This window comes from Pseudomonas sp. NUPR-001, assembly GCF_052147955.1.
GTDB lineage: Bacteria > Pseudomonadota > Gammaproteobacteria > Pseudomonadales > Pseudomonadaceae > Aquipseudomonas.
In genome coordinates this window covers 2,381,943-2,405,432 of record NZ_CP197353.1, presented here as the reverse complement: position 1 = coordinate 2,405,432, position 23,490 = coordinate 2,381,943, and the positions used below count along the sequence as shown (strand labels likewise).

Below are 23,490 nucleotides of genomic sequence, written 5' to 3'. Positions count from 1 at the left end.
AACCCTGCTGATGAAAACCCCTGACGCTTGTGAAGGCCTGGCGGACATTCGTGTCGCCATCGATACACTGGACCACCAGATCATCGAACTCATGCGCCAGCGCATGGCCTACGTCAAAGCTGCGGCGCGCTTCAAGCCGACTGAAAGCAGCATCGCCGCCCCCGAACGCGTCGCGCAGATGCTCCCGCAGCGGCGCCAATGGGCCGAAGAGGCCGGGCTTGAAGCGCACTTTGTCGAGACCTTGTTCGCACAAATCATCCACTGGTACATCAGCCAGCAAGTACGGCACTGGCGCGCCACGAGAGCGCCGGCATGAACGCCTTTACACCGCTGGAGCCCCACGCCCAAGCGCTGACCCAGGTGTTCGAACAGGCCCGCGAACGTGCCGCCAGACTCGGCACGCCAGTGCTGGCCAGCTACGCCCTGGCGATCAACGACATGGACTTGCTGGCGTTATTCTGCCGTGTCGACCGGCCCGACACCGACAGCGTGTTCTGGCGCGCCGCCGATGGCGGCAAGAGCCTGTTCGGCTGGGGCGTGGCCGCAGAGCTGAGTGGCGCTGGCGAGCAGCGCTTCGCAGCGGTGGACCGGCAATGGCAGCAGTGGTTGCACAGCGCGGTGATCGCCGGGCCGCAGCCACCGACCCTGTGCGGCGGCTTTCGCTTCGATCATCAGGCCAGCGCCAGCAGTGCCTGGCAGGGTTTTGGCGATGCCTCGATGCGGCTGATGAGCCTGCTGCTGATACGCGACGATGACGGCTGCTGGTTAGTGTGCCAGCAGCGCATCGACGCCGCGGACAACGCCCGCCTGCGTTGCGAGCAGGTCATCAATGAATGGAACGCGTTGATGGATCGCTACCTGTCGCCGCCGCTCACGGCTCAGGCGCCGCAGCATACCCGCGACCAGTTCCTGCCACGCGCCTGCTGGGAAAGCAAAATCGTCCATGCACTGGACGCGCTGCGGCAGACCTCGATGAAAAAGGTGGTATTGGCGCGAGAAGTCATCAGTGAGTTCAGCCACGCCGTCAGCCCTGGCCGCACCCTGACGCGCCTGGCCAGCAACGACCCCTCGGCGTACCTGTTCGCCTTCCGCCGACAGCAGAGCTGTTTCCTCGGTGCTTCACCAGAGCGCCTGGTCAAACTGCACGACGGCCATCTGCAGACCCTGGCACTGGCCGGCACCATCCGCCGCGACCCCGCACCAGAGCAAGACGCACAGTTGGCACAGGCCCTGATGGATTGCGCGAAAAACCGTGACGAACATGCGGTGGTGGTGCAGATCATCGAGAACGACCTGGCCCCGTGGGTCAGCCAGCTGCAGGTCCCGCCCGCACCGTCGATACAGCGGCTGAGTCGGGTACAACACCTGAGCACCGTGATTGAAGGCCAGTTGCACGCGCAGAGCAGCCTGTTGCAAGTGGTCGCAACCCTGCACCCTACCCCCGCCGTCGGCGGCCACGAACGCCAGCAGGCCATGGAGCATATCCGCCGTTTCGAAGGTTTCGACCGCGGTTGGTATGCCGCACCGCTCGGCTGGCTGGATGCGCGCGGCAATGGTGAGTTCATCGTCGGCTTGCGCTCGGCGTTGTTGAATGGCGAGCAGGCGCGGTTGTTCGCTGGCTGTGGCATCGTGCACTGCTCGGACCCGGCCAGTGAATACGAAGAAACCTGCATCAAGCTGGCCGGCATGCAACTGGCGTTGCAGGCCTGAGCACGGGTTTGGCGCCGGAATCACTGGGTGATTCCGGCGCCAAACTACGCTGAGTTACCTTGATTGGCGTTGAAGCAATAGGCGGCGATTTTGTTGCCATCCAGATCGCGGAAGTACGCTGCATAGGCATGCGCTTTCCAGTCGCGCGCGCCTGGGCGGCCTTCATCCTTTCCACCAAGGGCCAAGGCGCTCAGGTGCGCCGCATCGATGCTTGCACGGTCAGGCGCCTGGAAACTCACCGTCACACCATTGCCAACACTGGCAGGCTGCCCATTGGCCGGTTTCAGCACGAAGAACGAAGGGGTATCGATACCCCAGATCGACCCGTTGTCACCCAGATCGGCCAGGCGCTGCATGCCGAACTGGCCGAGCACCTCATCATAGAAAGCACGGGCTTTGCGCAAGTCGTTGGTGCCGACAGTAACGTGGGTAAACACAGCCATGGTTCTGTTCCTTGTTTTATTCAACGGGGTGATAAGTCTTCAATTACTGATTGGCCAGCACACGGTCTAGACAGGCCAACAGCTCACCGGAGCGCAGTTGCTCGGTGACCGCGACGATGTCGGGGTAGAACGCACGGTCTTCATTGGCCACTGGCACACGGCTGCGTACCAGGTCATAGAGAGCCCGGGTGGCGCTGGAGGCTTTGTCCAGCGCATGGAAATCCAGGGCCTGGCAACCGACCAGCACTTCAATCGCCAACACCGATTCCAGCTTGCGCGACACCTGATAGGCCTTGATCGCGGCGTTGTAGGCGAAGCTCACCGGGTCTTCCTGGTTACCGCAGGTCGACACGCTGTCGATGGTTGCAGGCTGCGACAGCACCTTCATCTCCCCCAGCAGCCCGGCGGCGGTGTACTGGATGATCATGTAGCCGTTGTTGAGCCCGGGGTTGCGCACCAGAAACGCGGGCATTTCGCTGAAGTGCGAGTTGACCATGCGGTCGGTACGCCGCTCGGAAATCTTCGCCAGGTTGGTCATGGCGTTGCACAGGGTGTCGGCGGCCATACCGACGTAAGAGCCATCGAAGTTCGCCCCGGAGATGGCTACGCCGTCGTCCTCACCGGTCGGGTAGATCACCGGGTTGTCGCCGGACGAAGCGATCTCGTTGTCGATGCACGCCTGGGCATAAGCGATGAACTGCTTCGACGCGCCATGCACCTGGGGAATGGCGCGCAGGCTGTAGGTGTCTTGCAGGCGGTAGTCGATGTTCTCCTCGATCAACTGGCTGTCGGCCAACAGCTGCTTGATGTAACGGGCAGTCTGCGCCTGCGTGTCATGGGCCTTGACGCTGTGGTAGCGCGGGTCGAAGGCACGAATGGTGCCCTTGAGCGCCTGCAGCGAGATCGCCGCAGCAATATCCGCAGCCTGTGCCGCCTGGTTGGCGTTGTACTGGGCCAGGGTGGCGATCGCAGTCACCGAGGTGGTGCCGTTGAGCATCGCCAGGCCTTCCTTGCACTGCAGGCTGATCGGCTGCATACCGACCTGACGCAAGGCGGTTGCACCGTCTACCCAGTCGCCACCGGCAACGCTGGCCTGGCCTTCTCCGATCAGCACCAGGGCCAGGTGGCCTTCCGGGCCAAGATAACCGACCGAACCTTCACCCGGCGCAAACGGCACGACGTCGTTGTTGAGCAGCCCGGCGATCTGTTCGAGCAAGGCCATGCGCACGCCGGAGTAACCCTTGCCCAGGCTCAGCAAGATCATCAACTGCACCGCACGCACCTGCTCGCGGTTCAGCGGCTCACCCACCGACACCGCGTGGGAACGCACGATGTTGACCTGCAGGGTTTGCGCATCCTGCGGGGAGATGACATGGCGAACGTTGTCGCCAAAGCCGGTGGTCACGCCATAGACCAGGCGGTTTTCCTCAAGAAAGCGCTCGATCAACTGACGCGAACGCGTCACCCGGGCACGGTAGGCGTCGGAGAAACTCACCTTGGCGCCATAGCGGGCCACCGCGATGAACGCTTCGATGGAAGGCTTGGCGTCGTCCAGTACCACGGTGGTGAGGTCTTTTGGGTGAATAGGCATTGCGGTGCTCTCTCTGCTCATGGACTTTTTTTGGGCGTAGAACGCCTGCCCCGTTAGCGAACAGGCGAAAAATCGACGGGATCAGTGCGTTCAGGCGTGGCTGAGAATGAAGCGGCTAAAGCGCTCCGAACGCTGTTCCTGGAACATCTCTTGGGGTGTGCCCTGGGACTCGATCAGCCCCTGGTTCATGAACACCACGCGGTTGGAGACATTGCGGGCAAAGCCCATTTCATGGGTCACCACCAGCATGGTGCGGCCCTCCTCGGCGAGCGCGCGCATAACCTTCAGCACTTCGCCCACCAGCTCCGGGTCGAGCGCCGAAGTGGGCTCGTCGAACAGGATCACCCGCGGTCGCATCGCCAGGGTGCGGGCAATGGCCACGCGCTGTTGCTGACCGCCGGACAGAAACGCCGGGTAGTGGTTGCGCTTGTCGGCCATGCCGACCTTTTCCAGCAGCGCCTCGGCCTCGTCGATGCACTCGGCACGCCGGCGCTTTTGCACATACACCGGGCCTTCAATCACGTTCTCCAGCACGGTCAGGTGCGACCACAAGCCAAAGCTCTGGAACACCATGCCCAGTTCCGGGCGTATGCGGTCCACCTGGCGCCGGTCGGCCGGCACCCGCAAGCGATGGCGGCCACGCTTGAACGCCACCTGCTCGCCCGCCACCTGGATATCACCGGCATCGGGGATTTCCAGCAGGTTGATGCAGCGCAGGAAAGTACTCTTGCCTGAGCCGCTGGCGCCAAGAATCGACACCACGTCCCCCTCATGGGCGTCCAGCGAGATGCCCTTGAGCACTTCGAGGTTGCCGAAGGATTTGCGCAGGTGTTTGACCTGCAGCACCGGATCGTTACTTGTCGTCATGCCACTTACCCTCTAGGTACGCTGAGCGCGTACTTTTTTGTTGTTGGATTGGCGCTGAGCGGTTGTTGCGGCGACAGCCTGCGTTCAAGCCACGCCAGTGTGCGGACAATCAGAAAGTTCAGAACCAGGTAGATCAGCGCTGCGCAGAGGAACACCTCCAGCGTGCGATAGGTTTCGGCGATGATCCGCTGGGCGACCCCCGAGACTTCATAGACCGTGACCAGGCTGGCCAGCGATGTCGCCTTCATCATCAGGATGATCTCGGTCGAATAGGCTGGCAGGCAGCTGCGCAGGGCAATCGGGATAATGATCCGGCGGGCCAGCAACCCGCCCGACATCCCGGCGGCGCGCCCGGCTTCGATCTGCTGTGGCGGCACGGCCAGCAAGCCACCACGAAAGATCTCCGCCATGTAGCCGGCAGTACACAGCGCCAGGGCGATCACCGCGCAGTTGAGCGGGTCACGCAGCAGCGGCCAGAAGGGACTCTGGCGCACCTCCGGGAACTGGCTCAGGCCGTAGTACAGCAAGAACATCTGGATCAGCAGCGGCGAACCGCGAAACAGGAAGATGTAAACCCGCGCCAGGTGCCGCAGCAACGCAACCTCGCAGACCCGCAGCCACACCACCAGCATGGCCAGCAGCGTACCGATGGCAACCGAGGCGGCGAACAGCAACAGCGTGACCGGCAGCGCGCGCAGCAGTTGCACCAGGGTGTCGCCAATGAATGCGATATCAATAGACATGCTCTGTCCCCTGTTCAGCCACGGCGGAAGGTTCTGCCCACGCGCAGTTCGGCACGGGAGAACATCAGGTTGGAAATACCCGTCAGCACCAGGTACAGCGCGCAGCCGGTCATGAAGAACAACACGAACTGCCCGGTGGAGGCCGCAGCAACACGGCTGGCGCGCATCAACTCGACCAGCCCGGTTACCGAGATCAGTGCCGAGTCTTTCAGGCTGATCTGCCACACACCGCCGATGCCTGGCAGGGCAAAGCGCAGGATCTGCGGCGCGATGATCCGCCGAAAGCGCAGCATCACGGGCATGCCGATCGCTTTCGCCGCTTCCAGTTCACTGCGCGACACCGCCTGGAAAGCACCACGGTACACCTCGGCCTGATAGGCGCCAGACACCACCCCCACCGCCAGCGCCCCGACCAGGAACGCCGGCATACTGATAAAGCCTTCGGCACCGAACAACCCGCCGACACTGCTCACCAACGCTGAGCCGCCATAAAAGAACAAATAGATCACCAGCAATTCCGGAATGCCCCGGAACACCGTGGTGTAGCCCTCGCCCAGCATGCGCAGCAAGCCGTTGCCGTGCAGTTTGGCGGCCGCCACCATTGCGCCGAGTACAGCGCCGATCAGCAACGCCGCCACGGTCACCAATACCGTCATCAGCGCCGCCAACAGCAATACGCTGCCCCACCCCTTTGCGCCAAAACCAATCAAGTCGATCACCGTCGTCCCGCCTCTAAGCCCGTCAGAGAACGGCCGGCCCACGCGGCTGCGTGAGCGGCCTGTCAGCATCCGGCGTCATCGAGGACGCCGGACGGCTTGTGGATCTACTCAGTAGGCGGGGTGAAGTCGTGCTTGAACCACTTGCGGCTCAATTCACTGATGGTGCCGTCGGCGATCATCGAATCGATTGCGGCGTCCAGTTTGGCTTTGAGCTCCGGCTCGCCCGGGCGGATGCCGAAGGCCTCGCCCTCGCCCCAGATCGGCCCGTTGATCGCCGGGCCGACCAGCACCAGGCCACTGTCGTTGCCGCGCTGCAGCTCGCCGGAGAGAAAGCCGAGGTCTTCGAACACCACATCGACCCGACCGTTTTTCAGGTCCATCAGCGGCTCGGGCGGGGTTTTGTATTCGCGGATGGTCGCCACCTGGCCGAACTGGTCACGAATGAATTTGCTGTACACCGTGCCGCTGACAATACCGATCAACTTGCCTTTGAGACGGTTGCGCAAATCATCGACAGCGGGCGTGTCCAGCTCCGGCTTGCCGCGCAGGTGCAAGGTGCCGCGCCCCAGGTCAATGCCGTTCGATTGCAGGGCGATAAAAGTGGCCGGTGCCTTGGTGTAAGGCCGCGAAAAATCGATGACCTTGCGCCGCTCGGCACTGATCGCCAGGGCATCCATGACCACATCGAATTTACCGGCCTTGAGCCCGGGGATCAGGCCGTCCCAATCCTGGGCGACGATCGTGCAGTCGGTCTTCATGCGTTCGCACAAGACCTTGGCCATTTCCGGCTCGAAGCCATCGAAGGAGCCATCGGGCAAGGTGCGGTTCCACGGTTCATAGACGCCTTCGGTGGCGATCTGCAGGGTGTTCCACTCCTTGGCGTGGGTGCTCAGCGAAAAGCTGGCAAGCATCATCATCAGCGAGCAGGCGGCGAATCGTGTTTTTTTGTTGTTCATCTTTTAATTCTCCGGTGCGAGGCACGGTATAGGGCACGCGAGGCAAGGCACATCAGGGGTAAAGGTGGTTCGATAGGCCGTTGGTCCTTGGTTGATTGGGGTATGAGTAGCGCAGCCTGCGCCGTTATTGGCTGTTCAATCCCAGTACCACCGCTGAGGTGGGCCGCGCACAACACAGCAGCACCTGGCCGGGCTCGGGAGTCATCAGTGGCGCTTCGCTGTACTCGACCGTTCCGCTGAGCAGCGGTGTCAGGCAGCTGTTGCACAGCCCGGCACGGCAGCTGAACGCTGGCGTCAGCCCGGCCTGTTCGGCGCAATCGAGCAGCGAGGGGCAGGCGTCATCCCAGGTCACGCTGGGTCCGCCAGGCTCGAAGCGCACGCTCAGCGCAGTGCCTGCCTGAGGCACTATGAGCGGGGCTGCGGCTGGGCTTTCGTCTTCATCGAGGATCGTCGCCGGGCCAAAGAACTCGTAGCGGATCCGCGCCTTGTCGATGCCCAGCTCACGCAGCAAACGCCAGTTCGCTTGCATGAACGGCCGCGGCCCGCACAGGTATACGTCGTAGTCATCCAGCGGTAGCAGCGCCTGCAATGTCTGCCGGGTGATCAGGCCACTGCTGTGGTGATGCGCCTGTTGCAGGTCGTGCTCGCTCGGCAGGCGGTAGCAGAAATGCACCGTGATCCCGGCACGCGCGCCCGCCAACGCCAGCACCTCATCGCGCAAGGCATGCACCGCACCGTTCTCGCAGGCATGGATGAAATACACCGGCCGTGAACTATGGGCCAGGCGGTGAAGCATGCTCACCATCGGCGTCAGGCCAACCCCACCGCTGAACAGCAGCACCGGGCGTTCGCTGCTTTCATCAAGAAAGAAGTTACCCGCAGGGCCGGCAATCTCCAGCTGCTCACCGACCTGCACCGCCTCATGCAGAAAGCTTGAGCCGACACCGGCCGGCACCTCGGGGGCGTTTGCCGGGGCGCGTTCGTGCTTGACCGAAATGCGCAGCTGCGCGGCATCGTCGGGGTCGCTCGACAGGCTGTAGGCCCGCAGCAACTGCGGCCCCTCGGCCTGAGGAATACGCACGACAATGAACTGCCCGGGGCGAAACGCCACGCGCCCGGTGTCGATTGCAGGTTCGAGCACGAACGAGGTGATCGACGCACTCTCTTGCACCTTCCTGGTCACCTCAAAGCGCGCGAAGCCCTTCGCGGCCGGAATGGCTTCAAGCATGGGCGTTGACCTCAAGGGTAGTGATCAGGTTGGCCGCAGAGGCCTGTTCCTCGCGGATCCGCTGCTCCATGCCGCGGCGAAAGCGCAAGGGGCCGGCGTCGATGGCCAGGTCGATGTTGGCACTCTGGCGGTTTTTCATCCCGGCATGCACCGCCGCGAGGATCACCCGGTCTTCTTCGAAGGCACGGCGCACATCGGCGGCAAACTGGCGCGAAACGTTTTCGTCATCAGCGTCGAAGTTACGCAACTGGAACCAGTAATAGCGGGTGCGGTGTTCATCGACCGGGGTCATGAAGTTGTAAGAGTCCATCAAGAACGCCTGCGGGTGCGCCGGGGCGCCATCGCCGCCGTGGCCGGCCGGGGTGTGCACGCCTTTGATGATGGCGTGCGCCGGGTAGCGCACTTCGTAGTACTGCAGGCGGTCGCAGCGCCCCTCGAACTTCAGGTATTGCTGGTAGAACGGCGCCACATCGATGTCGTAGAGCCAGCGCGACACCACCACACCGTCATCGTTGACCACGGTTTTCAGCGGTTCGGACTCGCACGCCGAAGTACCGAAGGTGCTCTGGTGTACCCAGGCGACATGCGAGGGATCGAGCAGGTTGTCGGTCATGTACAGGTAGTTGCACTCGATGGTCATCGAGTCGCCGCGGTTGACGCCCCAGTTCGGGTCATCCCACTCGGCGATCTCCAGCAGCTTGCCAGGGTCGGCCAGCGCCGCCTCGCCCATCCACAGCCAAACCAGGCCATAGCGTTCGTGCACCGGGTAGCTGCGCACCTTGGCCACTTGCGGAATACGCGACACGCAGGCGGCTTTCACGCAGCTGCCAGCACCATCGAAGGTCAGCCCGTGGTAGCCACACTCCACGACGTCACCGTGCAGGCGCCCCATCGACAGTGGCAGTTTGCGGTGCGGGCAGGCGTCTTCCAAGGCCACTACCGTGCCGTCGCCCTTGCGGTACAGCACGATGGCTTCGCCAAGCACTACGGTTGCATGCAGGGCCTGCTTCACTTCACTGTCCCAGGCGGCGGCGTACCAGGCGTTTCTCAAGAACATGGCATGTAGCTCCTCTTTTTGTTATGCGAAGCCTTGGCTTCTTGAGAAAAAGCCTAAGCCTGGACCGAACAAAAGAATAGATGGGCTTTTCTGTTGATTTGTTAAGTATTTCTAAACTACAAATAGCCCTTCCTCAGGCCTGTCGAGAGCGCTCATGAGCCACCTCCCCCCGTTGCGTGCCCTGGAAGTGTTCGAAGCCGTTGGCTTGTGCGGCGGCATCACTCAGGCGGCCAAACGCCTGGGTATTTCCGCAGGCGCTGTCAGCCAGCAAATGAAAATTCTTGAAGAAGCGGTGGGCTTGAACCTGACCGCCAAGGAAGGCCAGCGCCTGCGCCTGAATGCGGCGGGCCAGCGTTTTCATGAAGGCTGCAGCCAGGCCTTCGAACGCCTGCGCGCCGCCTACGCCGAGCTGGAGCGCTCGAAGAACGCCAACAGCCTGTACATCAGCGCCCTGCCCTCGCTGTTGTCGAAATGGCTGGCGCCGCTGGTGGCCGACTGGCAACTGCAGCATCCGCAGTTGAGCGTGTACCTCGACGGTACGCACACCGAACCGTCGGAAGCGCAGGCCAACGGCGTGGATTTTCGTTTGAGCTACGGCGAAGGTATCCACGATGACCAGCTCACCATCGAGCTGTTTCGCGATTGCGTGGTGCCCGCCTGCAGCCCTGCCGTGCTGGCCGACGTGGTTGCCCCACAGGCGTTGCTGGCGTACCCGCTGATTACCATCGACTGGCGGCCCAAGTTCGACTCACCGCCATCGTGGGAACAATGGTTTGCCGAGGCTGGCGAAACTCAGGAGAGCATCGGTAATTATCGGATCTATTCGCTGTCCTCGATGGCTATTGAGGCGGCGATCGAAGGGCAAGGCATCGTTCTGGCGCAGTATTCGATGATCAGCCGCGACATCGCTAACGGCCGCCTGGTGATCCCCTGCGCGCGCGCTTTACCGATGCCGGCTTCGTATTACATGACCTGGAACCACAACAGCTTCCACCGCAGCCAGTGCCGCAGCTTTCAGCGCTGGCTGATCGAGCGCGGTCGTGATCAGCAAGAACAGACCGATCGGTTGCTGCGTCTGTAGGAGCGGGCTTGCCCCGCGATGCGATGTAACAGGGAGATCGCTATCGCGGGGCAAGCCCGCTCCCACAAGCCAGTGTTCGAACAGGTGCGTCGTCAGGCCACCAGTTGACCTATGCTCAAAGATTGCCTTCCACCGGGCATTGAAAATACGCAGCAGGTTCACGCAGTTCCCACGTCACTGAGGAGCACTGAGCATGGCATTCGTTACCAGCAAAGACGGCGTTGAAATCTTCTACAAAGACTGGGGCCCGCGTGATGCCCCGGTGATTTTCTTTCACCATGGCTGGCCACTGAGCGCCGATGACTGGGACGCACAGATGCTGTTTTTCCTCGCCCAGGGCTATCGGGTGATCGCCCACGACCGGCGCGGCCACGGACGGTCCAGCCAGGTCTGGGATGGCCACGACATGGACCATTACGCCGACGACGTGGCCGCGGTGGTCAAGCACCTTGGTGTGCAAGGCGCGGTGCATGTCGGCCACTCCACCGGTGGCGGTGAAGTGGTGCACTACCTCGCCCGTCACGGCCAGGAACGCGCCAGCAAAGCGGCGATCCTCGGCGCCGTGCCGCCGCTGATGGTAAAAACCGATAGCAACCCCGGCGGCCTGCCCAAGGCGGTGTTCGACGACCTGCAGGCGCAACTGGCGGCCAACCGCGCGCAGTTCTACCACGACATTCCGGCCGGGCCGTTCTACGGCTACAACCGCCCAGGCGCAGCGCCTTCACAAGGGGTGATCTGGAATTGGTGGCGCCAGGGCATGATGGGCTGCGCCAAGGCGCACTACGACGGTATTGTCGCTTTCTCGCAAACCGACTTCACCGCCGACCTGAAGGCCATTACCCTGCCCGTGCTGGTGATGCATGGCGATGACGACCAGATCGTGCCCTACGAAAACTCAGGCGTGCTCTCGGCTAAACTGCTCAGCAACGGCACCTTGAAAACCTACAAAGGGTTCCCCCACGGCATGCCCACCACCCACGCAGACACCATCAACGCCGACCTGCTCGCCTTCATCCGTAGCTGATCGGCAACACGGCTTTGCAGAGGGGATGCAGGATGATCGGCAAACCAGCGTTCACAGGCTCAACACGGCTAGTGCCTTGCCTGCTTGCCCTCTGCCTGGCCGTGGCTGCGGGGTGCTCAAGCAAACCGAAGCCGACCTATTACTCAAGCTCACGCGCAGGTTCCAGCTGTTTCGCCAAAGCCCTGCCGACGGCAGGCGAAGGTGGCCTGGCCTGGGGCGCCACGCTGCAGATGGCGCGGCAGAAGTCCTTGAACAACTGCATACGCTACGCCGGCCGCTCCGGCGGCACCCCCAATACCTGCAAGGTGGTGCTCGCTGAGTGTAAGTGACGGTTGTGGGTGTCGCGGTGTGGTGACTGGGTTTGCCCTTGGATTGCGGTTTGTCTATTACATCGCTTCGCGGGGCAAGCCCGCTCCTACCGTTTGGTGGCCCGTGCCTGGTGCAGTTTTTTGTAGCTGTCGATCAGGCGTAGGTGGCGGTCCAGACCTTCGAGCTTCATGCTGGTCGGCGTCAGGCCATAGAAACGTACGCTGCCGTCTACCGAGCCCAGCGCCGCATCCATGCGCTCGTTGCCGAACATGCGGCGGAAGTTGACTTCGTAGTCTTCGATGACCATGTCGTCGTCGATCTCCACCTCCAGCACCACGTTCAAGGCCTGGTAGAACAAGCCACGCTCAACGGTGTTGTCATTGAACTGCAGGAAGGTTTCCACCCGGTCTTTGGCGTCTTCGTATTGCTTGAGGGCCAGGTAGATCAGCAGTTTGAGTTCCAGGATCGTTAGCTGGCCCCAGGCGGTGTTGTCATCGAATTCGATGCCGATCAGCGTCTTGATGTCGGTGTAGTCATCCAGTTCGCTCTCTTCCAGGCGCTCGACCAAGGCACGCAGTTCGCTGTCGTTCAGGCGGTGCAGGTTGAGAATGTCTTCGCGGAAGAACAGCGCTTTGTTGGTGTTGTCCCAGATCAGGTCTTCGATCGGATAGATTTCCGAATAACCCGGCACCAGAATCCGGCAAGCGGTGGCGCCGAGGTGCTCGTACACCGCCATGTAGGCTTCTTTGCCCATGCTCTCGAGAATACCGAACAAGGTTGCGGCTTCCTGGACATTGGAGTCTTCGCCGTGGCCGGAGAAGTCCCACTCGACAAACTCGAAATCGGCGCTGGCACTGAAGAAGCGCCACGACACCACACCGCTGGAGTCGATGAAGTGCTCGACGAAGTTGTTCGGCTCGGTCACCGCGTAGCCGGCAAAGGTCGGTTGCGGCAAATCGTTCAGGCCTTCGAAGCTGCGCCCCTGGAGCAACTCGGTCAGGCTGCGTTCCAGCGCCACTTCAAAGCTTGGGTGCGCACCGAACGAGGCAAAGACCCCACCGGTACGCGGGTTCATCAAGGTCACGCACATTACCGGGAATTCACCGCCCAACGAGGCATCCTTGACCAGCACCGGGAAACCCTGCGCTTCCAGGCCCTGAATACCCGCGAGGATGCTGGGGTACTTCGCCAGAACTTCTTGCGGTACATCCGGCAGGGCAAACTCGCCCTCGAGAATTTCGCGTTTGACCGCGCGTTCGAAGATTTCCGACAAACATTGCACCTGCGCCTCGGCCAGGGTGTTGCCGGCGCTCATGCCGTTGCTGAGGTAGAGGTTTTCGATCAGGTTGGAGGGGAAATACACCACCTCGCCATCGGACTGGCGCACGTACGGCAGCGAACAGATGCCGCGCGCTTCATTGCCCGAGTTGGTGTCGTACAGGTGCGAACCGCGCAGTTCGCCGTCGGCGTTGTAGATCTTCAGGCAATAGGCGTCGAGGATTTCTGCCGGCAGTTCATCTTTGCGGCCAGGCTTGAACCAGCGCTCTTCGGGGTAATGGACGAACGGCGCGTTGGCAATGTCTTCACCCCAGAACTGGTCGTTGTAGAAGAAGTTGCAGTTCAGTCGCTCGATGAACTCACCCAGCGCCGAAGCCAGGGCGCTTTCCTTGGTAGAACCCTTGCCGTTGGTGAAGCACATCGGCGATTGCGCGTCGCGGATGTGCAGCGACCAGACGTTGGGGACGATATTGCGCCACGAAGCGACTTCGATTTTCATGCCCAAGTCGGCCATGATCGCCGACATATTGGCGATGGTCTGCTCCAGTGGCAGGTCCTTGCCAGCAATGTAAGTGCTTTTGTCCGAGGCCGAATCGAGCATCAGCAGGGCCTGGGCGTTGGCGTCCAGGTTGTCGACTTCTTCGATGACAAACTCTGGCCCGGTCTGCACCACCTTTTTCACCGTGCAGCGCTCGATGGAGCGCAGAATGCCCTGGCGATCCTTGGCGCTGATGTCGGCTGGCAACTCCACTTGAATCTTGAAGATCTGCTTGTAGCGGTCTTCTGGATCAACAATGTTGTTCTGCGCCAAACGAATATTTTCGGTGGGGATGTCACGCGTTTGGCAATACAGCTTGACGAAGTACGCCGCGCACAGCGCCGAAGACGCCAGGAAATAATCGAACGGCCCAGGGGCCGAACCGTCGCCCTTGTAGCGGATAGGTTGATCGGCGACCACCGTGAAGTCATCGAACTTGGCTTCAAGTCGGAGGTTGTCGAGAAAATTAACCTTGATTTCCATGCGGGAATACCATCATAAGCAGCAAAACAATTTGGCCGCCATTATCCGGCTTTTCGCCAGGAAGTCTTGTGCTTTCGCGTGACAGCCGCTGCTGCGATTGTCCTATCCTTCAAGCTCACCCTCCAACTTCGGATGGCCACATGCCCAACCCGGAAACCTCCCTTGTACAGAGCTGGCAGCACAATGCGCAGTCCTGGATCGACGCGGTGCGCCAGGGCGCGATCGACAGTCGCCTGCAGGTCACCGACCAGGCCATCCTGCTGGCGGTGCTCGGCCGCCAGCCGACACGCGTGCTCGACCTCGGCTGCGGCGAAGGCTGGTTGCTGCGGGCGCTGGCGGCCCGCGGCATTGACGCGGTCGGGGTCGACGGTGAGGCCACCCTGGTTGACGCGGCGCGGGCTGCAGGTGCCGCGCCGGTACATCTGGCCAGTTATGAGCAACTGGTGGCCGCAAGCGTGGACATCGGCCGTGACTACGATTTGATCTGCGCCAATTTCGCCCTGCTGCATCAAGACATCATCCCGCTGCTCAGCGCCCTGCACGCTTTGCTCGCCCCTGGCGGCGCACTGGTGATTCAAACCTTGCACCCGTGGGCGGTGGCGGACGGCAACTATCAAGACGGCTGGCGCGAAGAGCATTTCAGCGGGCTCAACGGCCAATGGCAGCCGATGCCGTGGTACTTTCGCACCTTGTCGAGCTGGCTCAATGCCCTGGACATGGCCGGGTTTACCCTGACTTCGCTGCAAGAGCCCCAACACCCGCAAAGCGCTGTGCCGCAATCGCTGCTATTGGTCGCTCAATAGCCACGCAGAACGCGGAAAAAATCGCCTCAAGCGATTACAATCAAGCGCCTATTTCGCGAGTCAAACAGCCTATGGTGCTCGACCCTCCAACGATGTTGGCAATCTCTGTGGCCCTGGCTGCTGCCGCCGCGCTTTACCTGGCGATCGAGTGGCGCAGTATTCGTGAACCCTCGCTGCTGTTCTGGAGCGCAGGCTTTGCGACCATCAGCGTCGGCTCGACCCTCGCCCTGCTGCGCATGAATGGCTTTTTACTGATAGGCATCTGGTTCGCCAACGGCTTGTTGGTGATTGCGCATTGGCTGTTTCTGCTGGGCGTTGCACGCTTCACCGAGGTGCGTTTGAAACCCGCCTGGTACCTGGTGTTCATCGCCTGGCTGGTGTTGCTGTTGCTGCCCAACGCGCCGTGGTGGTCGAAGGCCATGCTGCTGGCCAACTCGCTGTTGGTGGCGGTGCTTTCACTCCGGGCCAGTTGGTTACTCGCGCCGCACGGCAAATCGCTTAGCGTTGGCGCGGTGCAACTGCGCTATGTGCTGTTGGCCCATGGCTTGTTCTACCTGGCCAAAGCCGTGACGGCGGTGGTGCCAGGCACGTTGATCGACCTGGCGGCGCTGCAAGGCGAGATCATCCAGATTTCCCTGGTTGAAGGTGCCATGGCAATCATGCTGATCGCCCTGTCGATGCCCGGCAGCGAGCGGCACCGCCGTGAGGAGCGTATCGCCCGCCTGGCCGCACGAGACCCGCTGACCGCCCTGTACAACCGCCGCGCCCTGGAAGTGCGGGCGCCGCAGTTGTTCAAAGACGTGTCCAGTGCACGCCCAGGGGCCTTGCTGCTGATCGATATCGACAACTTCAAAGGCGTCAACGACCTGCACGGCCACCTGGCCGGCGACCGCCTGTTGATGACCCTGAGCGAAATGATTCGTGCGCAGCTGCCCGAAGGCGCGCTGGCGGCCAGGCTGGGCGGTGACGAATTCGTCATTTTGCTCAGCAGTACCTCCCACGCACGCGCAATCGCCCTGGGTAGCGCGCTGCGTGAGCAGTTCCAATCGGCCGCCGCGCAGACCTTCGCCACCCCCGAAGCGGTGTCACTGAGCATTGGTGCCACCTTGTTCGATCAACCGCCGGCCAGCCTGGCGGCACTAATCGAGCAAGGCGATGCAGCGCTGTATGCCTCCAAACGAGGCGGACGCAACAACATCCGCCTGGTTGACCGCACCCTCGGCGCCGCGCCGCCACAGCACGCCGGATAGTGCTGCCCTCGCCTCAATACGTGCCGCGCAACGAAAGGACCATGTTGCGTGGATCACCGTAGAAGTTGGCGTACTCGGCGGTGCCGATCGTCGAGTAGTACTTCTTGTCAGCCAGGTTGTTGCCGTTCAGGGCCAGGCTCCAGTGCTGGTTCAGGCGATACTCGGCAAAGGCGTTGTAGACCGCATAACCCGGCTGGGAAAAGTCGATATTGCCCTCCGACACATAGCTGGCGCTCTGCGCCGTGACACCGGCACCGACGCGCAGGTTCTCCAGAGCACCGGGCATGCGGTAGGTCAGGAAGGCCTTGCCCAAGTGCTTGGGTGTCAGGCTCAGGGTCGTGGTGGTGGTCGAGCCGGTGTTACTGGCGACGTTGTGGTTGTAGGTGTAGCCGAAGGTGCCTTCCAGGCGCTCGGTAATCTGCCCGCTGGCTTCGAACTCAACGCCTTTACTGGTGACCTTGCCGTCATCCAGCCAGCAGCACGATGCGCCCTGCCCCGCCATCGACGGAGGGTAGCGGGTATCGCGCACGGCTTCACCTTCGCGACGGGTGTAGTACAGCGCGGTGGTGGTATTCAAACGACCGTCGAACAACGCTCCCTTGATGCCGAGTTCATAGGCGCGCCCTTCAATCGGGTCCAGCGGCGAGGAGCCCGGGTTAGGCCCTTTGAGACTGCTGGCCTGAGACTTGTAGATCTCGGCAATGCTGGTATAGGCAGTCCATTCATCGGTCAGGCGATAGGTCAGCGCGGCGAACGGAGTGAACACGTTGTCGTCGCTGTAGACCGTCGAACTGCTGGAGGTTTGCGCGCCGCTGGCGTTGTAGCGGGTGTTGTCGAACCGGTAGTAGTAGTCGTTGTAACGCCCGCCGAGAATCAGGTGCAGTGGGTCAGCAAGCTGCAGGCGCAGCGAGCCGTAGAAGCCGTTCTGCTTGATGTAGGTTGGCAAGGTGCCGTTGTGGAATTCGTTGTCTTTGCGCGACGGGAAATCATTGGGATCGAAGACAAAGATGTCACCCGCTGACACCCGGCTACCCGAGGCATAACTGACGATGTCTTGCTTGGAGTTCTGCCAGGTGTAACCCAGCACCGCATCGTGGCGACCACCGAGCAGGTCAAAGCCCCCCTTGAGCGAGAAGTCGATCGAGCGGTCCCGGTAGACTTCATCCTGGCGCGCCCAGACGGCCGTCGAGCCGGTGCCGGTCAGTGGGTCGATGGACCCGTAGAAGTTGTAGTAGTCGCGATCCTGCTGGTTCTTGGCGTAGATGGCATCCAGGGTCGCAGTCCAGTCGTCGTTGAGGCGCTCCTCGATCCGCGCATAGACGTTGTCACCACGGCGGTTCTTGTAGTCGTGATTGCCCGCCAGGAAGGTGCTGCGCGGCAGGTCCAGGTCGTCGCCGTTGCTGTAGCGCGGCAGGCCATAGGCCTGGTCGGAGGAATTGAGCCGGTCATGGGTGTAGCCGACCGTGACGGTGGTGCTGTCGGTCAGGTCGGCCTCCAGTACGCCGTGGAACAGTTGGCGATCAGCGTCGAACTTGTCGATATAGGAATTGCGATCCTGATAGACGATGACGCTCCGGCCACGCAGCTTGCCGTCGAAACCCAACGGGCCGCTGACGTCCAGCTCGGTGCGGTAGTTGTCCCAGCTGCCGATCGACTGGGTCACCAGGAACTGGTTAAAGGCAGTCGGGCGCTTGCGCACCAGGTTGACGCTGCCGCCAGGCTCGCCATTGCCCGAATACAGGCCGTCGGCACCGCGCAGGATTTCGACGTGGTCATAGATGGCCATGTCGAGGTCTTTCCAGGCGAAGGCACTGACCCCCACCGGTGCCCCGCCATCGAGGCGGAAATTGGTGATTTCAAAGCCGCGCGCCAGGTAGCGCGAGTTGGTCATGCTGCCCTGGTAGGCGGTAACGCCGGTGGTCTGGGTCAGCACATCGTTCATGGTAGTCAGGTGCTGATCTTCCATGCGCTGGCGGGTGATGACGCTGACGCTTTGCGGGGTGTCTTTGATCGACTGCGGCATTTTGCCAATCGACACCGCTCCGGCGGTGTAAGAGCCAGTACCTTCGGTGGTCATGCCCAACGACTGGCCACTGACTTTGGTGGCATCCAGCTCCAGCGCACCTTCGGTATTACCAACGGCAATCAGCGTGTATCGCCCATCGCTTTCACGCAACGCCTGTAAGCCGGTCCCGGCCAGCAACTGGCGCAGGCCGCTGTCGGCATCGTAGCTGCCGTTGAGCCCGGCACTGCGCAGGCCACGGGTCAGGTTGGCATCGAACGACAGCACGATCCCCGCTTCACCGGCAAAGCGGGTCAGCACCGACCCCAGGTCACCGTGCTCCAGTTGATAGCGATGCAGGTCAGCAGCCCGCCCCTGCGCCGGTGCCGCCAACACCGGCAGCAACACCGCCGAACAGATCAGGGCGCGGCCAAGGTTATTGCGCAAGGGCGTTGACCAACGTGCTGTAAACGAACGCGAACAGTGCATGAAAAGTGCTCTCTCATAATATCCAGACCCGACCGTCAGGCCACTTCCTTAAAGTCGAACGAGAGAGGCAATTAATATCATTCGCACGAAATTATTTTTGCCGGGGGCGTCAGGCAGGGCTGACGGTGATCCAGAAGCGTGTCCGTTGCTCGACCCGCACCGGCAGGCTGCTGGCCAGGGCACGCAGGATTTGCTCGAAATTGTCCAGTTCGAAGGTGCCGCTGATACGCAAGCCGGCCACTGCAGGATCGCAGCGTAGCCAACCGCGGTTGTAACGCCCCAGCTGGGCCAGGAACTCACCCAGCGGCTGGTCGTTGGCGATCAGCAAGCCACGTGTCCAGGCGCTGGCGGCATAGTCCAGGGCAACCGTCGCCTGCACGCTGCGTTCATCGAACACACAACTCAGGCCTTGTCCCAGTTCCTGCTCAACCCCTTGTGCAGGGCTGACACGCACCTGTTGCGCCAGGGTCATGACCCTGGAGGCGGCGCCCATATCACGCACCGTGAAGCGGCTGGCGGCGGTGCTGATCAGGCCGTGGCGCGTCTGCACACTGAGCCAAGCGCCAGGCGCCGGGCTGGCACTGCTGACCATGATCTCGCCTTGGCGCAGGGTGATCGCACAGTGGCTGCCGTCATAACGCACATCCACCGCGCTGTCGGTGTTGAGCAACAATTGCGTGCCGTCCGCCAAACGCACCGGCAAGCGCTCGCCAATCGCGCTGTGAAAGTCCGCGAACCACGGCCCGTTCACTACCTGCTGATAGCCGCCGACGCTCAAGCTGCCAGCGCCAAGCAACAAGGTGATGCCCTTGAGCACGCTGCGCCTGTTGTGCGTTCGGGCGTGCCGGGCCACCGCCAGGGTCTGCGATGCCATGGGCCCCGGCAGTTGCCGCCACTGCTGCATCAACTGCTCAGCCCTCTCCCAGGCCCAGGCATTGAGGGGCGCGGCGTGCAACCAGCGTTGCCAGGCGTCGCGCTCGGCGGCGGTCACTGCTTCATCGTTGAGGCGGCTGTACCACTGCGCGGCTTGCTCGATGCACGCCAGTTGCTCCGGGGAAAGCGCGGCCATGCTCAGATACCGTGCTGCAGCGAATAGAGGATGCAATGCTGCATGGCTTTGCCAATGTAGCGATTGACGGTGACCACCGAGATGTCCAGGGTCTGGGCAATCGCTTTGTAAGTCATGCCGTCCAGTTGCGAGAGCAGGAACGCCTGGCGCACCTTGTCGCCGAGGCTGGCGAGCATCGCATCGAGTTCGTACAGGGTATCGAGCAGGACGATGCGCTCTTCGGCAGAAATGTCCACTGCCTCCGGCTGCTCGCTCAGGACCTGCAACCAGGCCCGCTCCAGGCGAGCGCGGCGAAAGTGATCGATCATCAGCCGTCGGGCGATGGTCGCCAGATACCCCCGGGGTTCGCGCACCGCTTCCAGCTTTTGTACCGCATCGGAGCTGCCGAGGATTCTGACGAAGACATCCTGCACCAGGTCTGCCGCCAGATGGTTACAGGCCACCCGGTTCCTTAACCAACCCTTCAGCCAGTGGTGCTGCTCACTGTATAGGTCGCCCACCCGGACCTGCAGGGACGGCTCGCGGCTTGGCATTGCGAAGGCTACTCATGCAAATAGGAAGTATTAGCATTCTAGTGGCAGCGCTGCCCTGATGGCAATCACAGCGATGATGGCCTTGAGCTAGTTACCCGTACTCGACTATTGAATAAGACCTACTACCTTTATGTCAGCTAGCACCGATCATCGGCAGCGCACCTTCTCGTTACAGCGGTCAACACTGGAGAATACCTATGCAGGTCAAATCGCTTGGCGCAACACTCTGTGTGGTTACCCTGGCGCTCTCGGGGTGTGCCAGTAACTACGTTGAACCGGAGCAATACTCCGGTTTTCTGAAAGACTACAGCCTCCTCAAAGAAGCAACGTCGCCCTCAGGCGCTGAGGTCATGCGCTGGATTGAGCCCGGGGTCAACGTCAATCAGTTCAAGAGTGTCTACATCGAGCCCAGCCAGCTTTACCCAAAGCCGCAACCCACTGAAAAACTCCCCGCCAATACCCTGAACGGCATTACCCAGTATTACGACCAGGCATTGAAAACGGCCTTTGCCAAAGAGCTGCCACTGGCCGACGGTCCCGGGCCGCAGACGCTGGTGGTACGGCCGGCGATCACCGCCGTCAGCGCCTCAACGAAAAGCCTGCGCCCTTACGAAGTGATTCCGATCGCCCTGGTCGCCGCTGGCGTCAGTGCCGCAACCGGCATTCGTGACCAGGACACCAGCCTGTCGACCGAAGCGGTATTCATCGACAGCACCAACAACAAGGTCGTGGCCGAAGTGGTGCGCAAAGGTGCCGGGGCCGACCTCGACAATTCCTCGCAGGCCATGCAACCCAAAGACTTCAGGGCCGTGCTCAATGTCTGGGCCTCTGACATGGCCAAGTCATACCAGCAACTGAAAACCCAGTGAAAGCGTTGTCCCACTGACCAGCAGAGCACTCTGCGCAGGAGGCGTCATGTTCAGCTTCATCAAAACCACAATCGCAGGTGGTTTGCTGCTCATACTGCCGCTGGTGCTGATTTTCGTGCTGGTTGAAAAGGCCATCCACCTGCTCAAGGGACCGGTGCAAAAGGTCGTGCCGCTGTTCGACGGCTTCAGCGTTTTCGGCGCGACCTCAGTGACCTTCGCCGCCGTGCTGTTGCTTGGGCTGTTCTGCTTTCTCGCCGGCCTACTGGCCAAGACGCGGATCGCCACCCAGGTGCTGCGAACCCTGGAAGACCGGCTACTTGGCAACCTGCCCGGCTACCAGTTGCTCAAGGATGCCACCGCCCGCTTCGCCGGTCTGGACGACATCGAAGGCGCCAAGGTCGGCATGATCAGCGAAGGTGAAGGTTTTCGCTTCGCCCTGGTGCTGGAAAGCCACGGCGACTGGCTACTGGTGTACCTGCCCGATGGTGGCCCGGCCGGTGGCACGGCCGGCGAGGTGCGCGCCATGCCGAGTTCGCAGGTGCGCATCACCGACATTCCCTGGTTGTCGTTGCTGGCCTGCCTGCGCCGCGGCGGACGGGGTGCACTTGAGCTGGCTTCGGCCAGCCTTGAACAAGAACGAAACCCCGCCGCACAGGCGCAGGACACCCTCAGCGCTCAGCGCCCAGGAAACGACTGACAGGCGCCAACACGGCTTCAGGTGCCTCACGATGCGGCACGTGATAGCAGCCGTCGAGAATCAGGCATTCGCTCGGACCATTGGCGAGTTGGGCAATGCGCTGCGGATGCAGCGTTGAGCCGTACTCGTCATGCTCGCCGTGCAGTACCAGCGTCGGGCAGTCAATGGCACCGACCAAGCGCTCCAGGGTCCAGTCGGCGAAGGTGGGTGCCAGCCAGGTCTCGGTCCAGGCGTTGAGTACCCAGGGGGCTTTGTCACCGTGGTATTTGCTCAGGCGTGCCATGTGCTCGGGGTTCTGGAACTGAACCTTGGCATCGCGGATCCCTTGCAGCGTGCGCTCCTCGACAAACGCCTGGGCGGCGATGGTAATCAGCGCCAGGCAGTCCTGCCGGTAGCGCGAGGCGCAGGCGGCAGCCATCGCCCCGCCGACGCTATGGCCCAAGGCGACAAAGCTGTCGATCTGCAGGACGCGCTTGAGGTGGGCGAAAGCATTGACCGCTTCATCGTTGATAAACGTCGAAGGCAGCGCGCCAGGGAAGGCATCGGACTGACCAAAGCCTAGCCGGTCATAGGCAATCACCTCACGACCGCTGGCCTGGCACAGCTGCTGGGGGAAATCCCGCCACAGTGCAACACAGCCCAGTGAGTCGTGGAACAACACGATAGGCGGCTTGCCTGGGTTATCGGCGGGGAACCAGCGGCTACACGCCAGGCGGCCCTGCGGCGTATCGATCCAGAGCACTTCGGTGTTGACTGACAATGACATGCACAACCTCGGTTGGTGGTCCCAGAGGCCGCATCATAGCAAGTGGGAGCTGACACTGTGGGAGCGGGCTTGCCCCGCGATGCGATATGACAGACACACCGCGATCGCGGGGCAAGCCCGCTCCTACCGGCGGGTGATGACGACTTCCAGATATTCGCTGGGCACCACCAGTGATGAGGGGCCGGCGACATTGTTGTCGTTGAGCAACTGGGTCAGGTCGCGCTCCAGGGCTGCGGCTTCGTCACCGCCCAGCGAGGCAAAGGCTTTATGCACCGGGCCATACCAGGTCCTGAACACCTCGATAAAATGCGCCGCAGAACGGTAGCGAAAGTTGAAGTGCTGGCGGTTGACGTCGATCCGCGCAGCGCTGTCCGCGAACAACTGCTGCAGTTGTTCTTCATCACCCCAGCGCGAAGGCGGTAGCGCACCCGCCGGTGGCGGCACATGCTTGCCCAGGGTTTTGAACATTTGCCCGATGAAGCCTTGTGGCGTCCAGTTGGCCAGACCGATGCGGCCACCGGAGCGACACACCCGACCAAGCTCCCGCGCCGACTGCGCATGGTCGGGGGCAAACATCACGCCAAAGGTTGAAATGACTGCGTCGAAGGCACCATCGGAGAACGGCAGCGCTTCGACATCGGCGGTTTGAAACACCACGCTCAGGTGCTCTGCCTTGGCACGTTCTTCACCGCGTTTGAGCAGTTCGCCAACGTAATCGGTGGAGACCACCTGACAACCACGCCGGGCCGCCGCCAGGGTGGCGTTGCCGTTACCGGCGGCGACGTCCAGCACCCGTTCGTCCCAGCGCAAGTCGCAGGCTTCAGCCAGGCGTTCGCCGACCAGTTGCAAGGTCGTGCCGATCACCGCGTAGTCGCCGCTGGCCCACGCCGCCTGCTGGCGTGCTTTCAAGGCATTCAAATCCAGGGGTGTGCTCATGGTCTGCACCTGCTTGTTATGCGCGGTCGCGCCTGCGACTAGCTAACGC

Annotated in this window: 23 protein-coding genes; 9 read left to right on the top strand and 14 right to left on the bottom strand. The window is 61.9% G+C overall.

Annotated features, from left to right (window positions below; genetic code table 11):
- Positions 1–10 precede the first annotated feature (10 nt).
- Positions 11–316, top strand: a complete 306-nt coding sequence (locus ACP6KB_RS11015; RefSeq protein WP_442113746.1) for an isochorismate lyase — start codon at positions 11–13, stop codon at positions 314–316.
- Positions 313–1,710, top strand: a complete 1,398-nt coding sequence (locus ACP6KB_RS11010) for an isochorismate synthase (RefSeq protein ID WP_442113745.1) — start codon at positions 313–315, stop codon at positions 1,708–1,710. The genes ACP6KB_RS11015 and ACP6KB_RS11010 overlap by 4 nt, the downstream gene beginning before the upstream one ends.
- 44 nt (positions 1,711–1,754) lie before the next feature.
- On the opposite strand, the gene ACP6KB_RS11005 is transcribed toward ACP6KB_RS11010, so the two are convergent.
- From ACP6KB_RS11005 to ACP6KB_RS10970, 8 genes are all read right to left on the bottom strand, one after another.
- A complete protein-coding gene (locus ACP6KB_RS11005) occupies positions 1,755–2,153 on the bottom strand; it encodes a VOC family protein (protein ID WP_442113744.1) in 399 nt (132 codons plus the stop codon).
- 43 nt (positions 2,154–2,196) lie between these two features.
- Positions 2,197–3,744 carry an HAL/PAL/TAL family ammonia-lyase gene (locus tag ACP6KB_RS11000; RefSeq protein ID WP_442113743.1) on the bottom strand — a complete coding sequence of 516 codons (1,548 nt, stop codon included), beginning with the start codon at positions 3,742–3,744 and terminating at the stop codon, positions 2,197–2,199.
- Positions 3,745–3,834: 90 nt separating this feature from the next.
- Entirely contained in the window at positions 3,835–4,611 is a 777-nt protein-coding gene (locus ACP6KB_RS10995; RefSeq protein WP_442113742.1) for an ABC transporter ATP-binding protein, read from the bottom strand.
- A 5-nt stretch (positions 4,612–4,616) separates the two neighbouring features.
- The gene (locus ACP6KB_RS10990) at positions 4,617–5,354 is read right to left on the bottom strand and encodes an ABC transporter permease (protein ID WP_442113741.1); all 738 of its coding nucleotides are present in this window, start codon (positions 5,352–5,354) and stop codon (positions 4,617–4,619) included.
- A 14-nt stretch (positions 5,355–5,368) separates the two neighbouring features.
- Complete coding sequence (locus ACP6KB_RS10985) at positions 5,369–6,073, bottom strand: ABC transporter permease (RefSeq protein ID WP_442113740.1); 705 nt, start codon at positions 6,071–6,073, stop codon at positions 5,369–5,371.
- A gap of 104 nt (positions 6,074–6,177) precedes the next feature.
- A complete protein-coding gene (locus tag ACP6KB_RS10980; protein WP_442113739.1) occupies positions 6,178–7,029 on the bottom strand; it encodes a transporter substrate-binding domain-containing protein in 852 nt (283 codons plus the stop codon).
- A gap of 124 nt (positions 7,030–7,153) precedes the next feature.
- Entirely contained in the window at positions 7,154–8,257 is a 1,104-nt protein-coding gene (locus ACP6KB_RS10975) for an FAD-binding oxidoreductase (protein WP_442113738.1), read from the bottom strand.
- Positions 8,250–9,314, bottom strand: a complete 1,065-nt coding sequence (locus ACP6KB_RS10970; RefSeq protein WP_442113737.1) for an aromatic ring-hydroxylating dioxygenase subunit alpha — start codon at positions 9,312–9,314, stop codon at positions 8,250–8,252. Before ACP6KB_RS10970 ends, ACP6KB_RS10975 begins: the two co-directional genes overlap by 8 nt.
- Before the next feature lie 154 nt (positions 9,315–9,468).
- Between ACP6KB_RS10970 and ACP6KB_RS10965 the strand changes: the two genes are divergently transcribed.
- From ACP6KB_RS10965 to ACP6KB_RS10955, 3 genes are all read left to right on the top strand, one after another.
- Positions 9,469–10,395, top strand: coding sequence for a LysR substrate-binding domain-containing protein (locus ACP6KB_RS10965; protein WP_442113736.1), 927 nt, complete (start codon positions 9,469–9,471; stop codon positions 10,393–10,395).
- Between the two features lie 193 nt (positions 10,396–10,588).
- Positions 10,589–11,419, top strand: a complete 831-nt coding sequence (locus ACP6KB_RS10960; protein ID WP_442113735.1) for an alpha/beta fold hydrolase — start codon at positions 10,589–10,591, stop codon at positions 11,417–11,419.
- Positions 11,420–11,451: 32 nt separating this feature from the next.
- A complete protein-coding gene (locus ACP6KB_RS10955) occupies positions 11,452–11,748 on the top strand; it encodes a hypothetical protein (protein WP_442113734.1) in 297 nt (98 codons plus the stop codon).
- 86 nt (positions 11,749–11,834) lie between these two features.
- Here ACP6KB_RS10955 and ACP6KB_RS10950 read toward each other — a convergent pair whose 3' ends face one another.
- Positions 11,835–14,027: an OsmC domain/YcaO domain-containing protein gene (locus tag ACP6KB_RS10950; protein ID WP_442113733.1), complete on the bottom strand. Its 2,193-nt coding sequence runs from the start codon at positions 14,025–14,027 to the stop codon at positions 11,835–11,837.
- A 140-nt stretch (positions 14,028–14,167) separates the two neighbouring features.
- On the opposite strand from ACP6KB_RS10950, the gene ACP6KB_RS10945 reads away from it, so the two are divergent.
- Together ACP6KB_RS10945 and ACP6KB_RS10940 are read left to right on the top strand one after the other, a co-directional pair.
- A complete protein-coding gene (locus ACP6KB_RS10945) occupies positions 14,168–14,830 on the top strand; it encodes a class I SAM-dependent methyltransferase (protein ID WP_442113732.1) in 663 nt (220 codons plus the stop codon).
- Positions 14,831–14,901: 71 nt separating this feature from the next.
- Entirely contained in the window at positions 14,902–16,080 is a 1,179-nt protein-coding gene (locus ACP6KB_RS10940; RefSeq protein ID WP_442113731.1) for a GGDEF domain-containing protein, read from the top strand.
- A 13-nt stretch (positions 16,081–16,093) separates the two neighbouring features.
- Here the strand turns inward: ACP6KB_RS10940 and ACP6KB_RS10935 are convergent, their stop codons facing one another.
- The 3 genes from ACP6KB_RS10935 to ACP6KB_RS10925 form a co-directional block, all read right to left on the bottom strand.
- Positions 16,094–18,571: a TonB-dependent siderophore receptor gene (locus ACP6KB_RS10935; protein ID WP_442113730.1), complete on the bottom strand. Its 2,478-nt coding sequence runs from the start codon at positions 18,569–18,571 to the stop codon at positions 16,094–16,096.
- Positions 18,572–18,680: 109 nt separating this feature from the next.
- Positions 18,681–19,640, bottom strand: coding sequence for a FecR domain-containing protein (locus tag ACP6KB_RS10930; RefSeq protein WP_442113729.1), 960 nt, complete (start codon positions 19,638–19,640; stop codon positions 18,681–18,683).
- Positions 19,641–19,642: 2 nt separating this feature from the next.
- Positions 19,643–20,173, bottom strand: coding sequence for a sigma-70 family RNA polymerase sigma factor (locus ACP6KB_RS10925; RefSeq protein ID WP_442113728.1), 531 nt, complete (start codon positions 20,171–20,173; stop codon positions 19,643–19,645).
- Between the two features lie 197 nt (positions 20,174–20,370).
- On the opposite strand from ACP6KB_RS10925, the gene ACP6KB_RS10920 reads away from it, so the two are divergent.
- Together ACP6KB_RS10920 and ACP6KB_RS10915 are read left to right on the top strand one after the other, a co-directional pair.
- A complete protein-coding gene (locus tag ACP6KB_RS10920; protein ID WP_442113727.1) occupies positions 20,371–21,042 on the top strand; it encodes a DUF3313 domain-containing protein in 672 nt (223 codons plus the stop codon).
- Positions 21,043–21,088: 46 nt separating this feature from the next.
- Positions 21,089–21,739 (top strand): hypothetical protein, encoded by a 651-nt coding sequence (locus tag ACP6KB_RS10915; RefSeq protein WP_442113726.1) that lies wholly within the window; start codon positions 21,089–21,091, stop codon positions 21,737–21,739.
- On the opposite strand, the gene ACP6KB_RS10910 is transcribed toward ACP6KB_RS10915, so the two are convergent.
- On the bottom strand, positions 21,711–22,505 hold the full coding sequence (locus ACP6KB_RS10910; protein WP_442113725.1) for an alpha/beta fold hydrolase: 795 nt from the start codon (positions 22,503–22,505) through the stop codon (positions 21,711–21,713). The genes ACP6KB_RS10915 and ACP6KB_RS10910 overlap by 29 nt on opposite strands.
- Positions 22,506–22,628: 123 nt before the next feature.
- Positions 22,629–23,441, bottom strand: coding sequence for a class I SAM-dependent methyltransferase (locus ACP6KB_RS10905; protein WP_442113724.1), 813 nt, complete (start codon positions 23,439–23,441; stop codon positions 22,629–22,631).
- Between the last annotated feature and the right edge of the window lie 49 nt (positions 23,442–23,490).

Bases quoted from the DNA above. Each gene is read 5' to 3' on its own strand.
- ACP6KB_RS11015 (WP_442113746.1), top strand. From the start codon at position 11: ATGAAAACCCCTGACGCTTGTGAAGGCCTGGCGGACATTCGTGTCGCC.
- ACP6KB_RS11010 (WP_442113745.1), top strand. From the start codon at position 313: ATGAACGCCTTTACACCGCTGGAGCCCCACGCCCAAGCGCTGACCCAG.
- ACP6KB_RS11005 (WP_442113744.1), bottom strand. From the start codon at position 2,153: ATGGCTGTGTTTACCCACGTTACTGTCGGCACCAACGACTTGCGCAAA.
- ACP6KB_RS11000 (WP_442113743.1), bottom strand. From the start codon at position 3,744: ATGCCTATTCACCCAAAAGACCTCACCACCGTGGTACTGGACGACGCC.
- ACP6KB_RS10995 (WP_442113742.1), bottom strand. From the start codon at position 4,611: ATGACGACAAGTAACGATCCGGTGCTGCAGGTCAAACACCTGCGCAAA.
- ACP6KB_RS10990 (WP_442113741.1), bottom strand. From the start codon at position 5,354: ATGTCTATTGATATCGCATTCATTGGCGACACCCTGGTGCAACTGCTG.
- ACP6KB_RS10980 (WP_442113739.1), bottom strand. From the start codon at position 7,029: ATGAACAACAAAAAAACACGATTCGCCGCCTGCTCGCTGATGATGATG.
- ACP6KB_RS10975 (WP_442113738.1), bottom strand. From the start codon at position 8,257: ATGCTTGAAGCCATTCCGGCCGCGAAGGGCTTCGCGCGCTTTGAGGTG.
- ACP6KB_RS10970 (WP_442113737.1), bottom strand. From the start codon at position 9,314: ATGTTCTTGAGAAACGCCTGGTACGCCGCCGCCTGGGACAGTGAAGTG.
- ACP6KB_RS10965 (WP_442113736.1), top strand. From the start codon at position 9,469: ATGAGCCACCTCCCCCCGTTGCGTGCCCTGGAAGTGTTCGAAGCCGTT.
- ACP6KB_RS10960 (WP_442113735.1), top strand. From the start codon at position 10,589: ATGGCATTCGTTACCAGCAAAGACGGCGTTGAAATCTTCTACAAAGAC.
- ACP6KB_RS10955 (WP_442113734.1), top strand. From the start codon at position 11,452: ATGATCGGCAAACCAGCGTTCACAGGCTCAACACGGCTAGTGCCTTGC.
- ACP6KB_RS10950 (WP_442113733.1), bottom strand. From the start codon at position 14,027: ATGGAAATCAAGGTTAATTTTCTCGACAACCTCCGACTTGAAGCCAAG.
- ACP6KB_RS10945 (WP_442113732.1), top strand. From the start codon at position 14,168: ATGCCCAACCCGGAAACCTCCCTTGTACAGAGCTGGCAGCACAATGCG.
- ACP6KB_RS10940 (WP_442113731.1), top strand. From the start codon at position 14,902: ATGGTGCTCGACCCTCCAACGATGTTGGCAATCTCTGTGGCCCTGGCT.
- ACP6KB_RS10935 (WP_442113730.1), bottom strand. From the start codon at position 18,571: ATGCACTGTTCGCGTTCGTTTACAGCACGTTGGTCAACGCCCTTGCGC.
- ACP6KB_RS10930 (WP_442113729.1), bottom strand. From the start codon at position 19,640: ATGGCCGCGCTTTCCCCGGAGCAACTGGCGTGCATCGAGCAAGCCGCG.
- ACP6KB_RS10925 (WP_442113728.1), bottom strand. From the start codon at position 20,173: ATGCCAAGCCGCGAGCCGTCCCTGCAGGTCCGGGTGGGCGACCTATAC.
- ACP6KB_RS10920 (WP_442113727.1), top strand. From the start codon at position 20,371: ATGCAGGTCAAATCGCTTGGCGCAACACTCTGTGTGGTTACCCTGGCG.
- ACP6KB_RS10915 (WP_442113726.1), top strand. From the start codon at position 21,089: ATGTTCAGCTTCATCAAAACCACAATCGCAGGTGGTTTGCTGCTCATA.
- ACP6KB_RS10910 (WP_442113725.1), bottom strand. From the start codon at position 22,505: ATGTCATTGTCAGTCAACACCGAAGTGCTCTGGATCGATACGCCGCAG.
- ACP6KB_RS10905 (WP_442113724.1), bottom strand. From the start codon at position 23,441: ATGAGCACACCCCTGGATTTGAATGCCTTGAAAGCACGCCAGCAGGCG.